The 3,181-nt window shown below is 62.8% G+C and carries 1 protein-coding gene; it reads left to right on the top strand.

Features of this window, described 5'->3' with window-relative positions; genetic code table 11:
• The coding region (locus BKG60_RS14900; RefSeq protein WP_120764927.1) for a non-ribosomal peptide synthetase at positions 1–3,181 on the top strand (3,181 nt) is incomplete at both ends.

Below are 3,181 nucleotides of genomic sequence, written 5' to 3'. Positions count from 1 at the left end.
TTTATGGTGGTGCAGGCTGCGTTGGCGGTGTTGTTGTCGAGTTTGAGTGCCAGTTCCGATGTGGCGGTGGGTTTTCCGATCGCGGGGCGTAATGATCCGGCGTTGGATGATCTGGTCGGGTTCTTCGTGAACACCTTGGTGCTGCGGGTCGACCTGGCCGACGACCCCACCGTAGGCGAGCTGTTGGGGCAGGTGCGTCAGCGCAGTTTGGCAGCGTATGAGCATCAGGATGTGCCGTTCGAGGTGTTGGTGGACCGGCTCAACCCGAGTCGTAGCTTGAGTCATCACCCACTGATCCAGGTGATGTTGGCCTGGCAGAACCCGGCGAATGCGTCCGGTTCCGAGTCGGCGGCGGGTGATGTGCAGGCTGCGGCACAGATGGCCGAAACCCATACCGCACGTATGGATCTGGTCTTCGCTCTTGGAGAAAAGTACGACGCGGAGGACGCCTGGGCCGGGATCGGTGGTTCGGTGGAGTTCCGGACTGATGTGTTTGATGCGGCCACGGTTGGGGTGATGGTTGGGCGGTTGGAGCGGATTCTGGCGGTGATGATGGCTGATCCGGCCCAACGCTTGTCGTCGATTGATGTGTTGGATGTGGTCGAGCGTGCTCGTCTCGATGAGGTGGGTAATCGGGCGGCGTTGACCGCGCCGGCGAGGGTGGCGGGTTCGATTCCGGAGGTGTTCGCCCGGCAGGTGGTTCGGGTGCCGGATGGGGTTGCGGTGACCTTCGAGGGCAGGTCGGTGTCGTATTGGGAGCTGGATGAGGCTTCGAATCGGTTGGCGCATTTGCTTGTTGGTTGTGGTGCCGGGCCTGGTGAGTGTGTGGCGTTGGTGCTGAATCGTTCGGTTGAGGCGATTGTGGCGATCTTGGCGGTGTTGAAGACGGGGGCGGCGTACTTGCCGTTGGATCCGGCGTATCCCGACGCACGGATCGCGGTGGTGGTTGGTGATGCCCGGCCGGTGGCGGTGGTCACTGCAGGTGTGTTGGTGGGGCGGTTGGATCAGTTGGGTGTGGCCGTTGTCGATGTGGCGGATCGGCGGATCGGCATGCAACCGAGCGGCGCGCTGTCCATGCCGGCTGCCGATGATGTGGCGTATGTGATTTATACGTCGGGCACGACGGGTGTGCCCAAGGGGGTGGCCGTGCCGCACAGCAACGTCACCGGGTTGCTGACGTCGTTGGATGTGGGGTTGCCGACCGCGGGGGTGTGGTCGCAGTGGCATTCGTATGCCTTTGATGTGTCGGTGTGGGAGATTTTCGGTGCGTTGCTCAGTGGTGGCCGGTTGGTGGTGGTGCCTGATGCGGTGGTGGGTTCGCCGGATGAGTTGCACGCGTTGCTGGTTGCCGAGCAGGTGACGGTGTTGAACCAGACGCCGTCGGCTGCGGCGGCGTTGTCGTCGCAGGGTTTGGAGTCTGCGGCGTTGGTGGTGGCCGGTGAGGCGTGTCCGGTGGAGTTGGTGGATCGGTGGGCGCCGGGCCGGTTGATGATCAATGGTTACGGTCCGACGGAGACGTGGTACACGTCGTTTAGTGCGCCGTTGACGGCTGGCTCTGAGGTGGTGCCGATTGGTGCGCCGATACCGGGTGCGGCGTTTTTTGTGTTGGATCGGTGGTTGCGTCCGGTGCCCGCGGGTGTGGTGGGGGAGTTGTATGTGGCCGGAGCGGGTCTGGCGAGTGGGTATTTGGGTCGGGGTGGGTTGACGGGGTCGCGGTTTGTGGCGTGTCCGTTCGCCGCGGGGCAGCGGATGTATCGGACTGGGGATGTGGTGCGTTGGGGTGCCGACGGTGAGTTGCAGTATTTGGGTCGGGCTGATGAGCAGGTCAAGATTCGTGGGTATCGGATCGAGTTGGGTGACGTACGCGCGGTGCTGGCCGGTCTGGAGGGTGTGGAGCAGGCGGCGGTCATCGCTCGGGAGGATCGTCCCGGTGACAAGCGTCTGGTCGGCTATGTGACGGGTTCTGCTGATCCGGCCGAAATTCGGGTCCGGCTCGCTGAGCGGCTACCGAGCTACATGGTGCCCGCGGCGGTGACGGTCGTGGACAGCCTGCCGTTGACAGTCAACGGCAAGCTTGACGTGCGGGCCCTGCCGGTCCCGGACTACACCGCCGGTGAGCTTTACCGTGCCCCGGAAACGCCCATGGAACAGGTCCTGGCCGGCATCTACGCCCAAGTTCTCGGTCTGGAGCGCGTCGGGGTCGACGACTCGTTCTTCGACCTGGGTGGCGATTCCCTGTCGGCGATGCGGGTCGTCGCTTCGATCAACGCCAGCCTCGATACTGACCTGGCGGTGCGCATCATGTTCGATGCGCCGACGGTTCGGAGCCTGGCTCAACAGGTGGGGCGCGCCGAAAGCGCCGAGGAAGTGGTCCCTGTCGAGATCCTCAAACAGGGCAACGGTGTCCCGCTGTGTTGCATCCATGACGGTTTCGGCCTGAGTTGGTCATACCGGGCTCTGGCACAGTACGTGGACGGGCCGATCATCGGGATCAATCAGACTCCAGAGCCTCAGACGCAATCGATCCGAAGTATGGCGGCGAACTATGCCGATCGGCTCCAGAAGCTTTATCCGACTGGGCCTTACCGGATTTTGGGGTGGTCGTTTGGTGGTGTCGTGGCCCATGCGCTCGCGGTCGAGCTGCAACGACGAGGATGTGAAGTGCAGCGTTTGGTGTTGTTGGATGGGTTGTTGAACCCGAACAGGTTCTGGAAGCGCATTACCCGCAAGATCGCCGGGAATCAGGCGGTGGCTGAGGGTTGGGTTTTGGATTACATCTTGCGCACCAACAGGGTTCGGGTTCCGTTGCATGTGGGGTTGCTGACGTATTCGCGGGTGGCTGACATCATTGCCCGGCATGGGGCTAGTCCTCCGTCGCCGCAGTTGGTTCGGTTCATGGCGCGTAGTGTCGGTGCGGGTCAGTTGATGCTTCTCGATCATGCACCGGATGTGTTCGATGGCGATGTGGTGATGTTTTCGGCTGCGCGATCGCGGTGTGAGGGCACCGGTGGTGACGGGCTCGCGGCGAGGTTCGCCCGCGTGCGTAACCGGCGGGCCGCGCGCTCACTTCTGCATAGTTGGCGCCCCTACGTTTCCGGTGAGATCACCGTGCTACCGGTGGGCTGCACCCACTTCGAAATGTTCCTACCCCAAGCACTGAACACATACGCACAACAACTCA

The sequence above is a fragment of the Mycobacterium syngnathidarum genome (genome assembly GCF_001942625.1).
In the GTDB taxonomy this organism is placed as follows: Bacteria; Actinomycetota; Actinomycetes; order Mycobacteriales; family Mycobacteriaceae; genus Mycobacterium; species Mycobacterium syngnathidarum.
The sequence above is the reverse complement of the archived record's forward strand: the minus strand, read 5'-3'. Positions and strand labels throughout refer to the sequence as shown.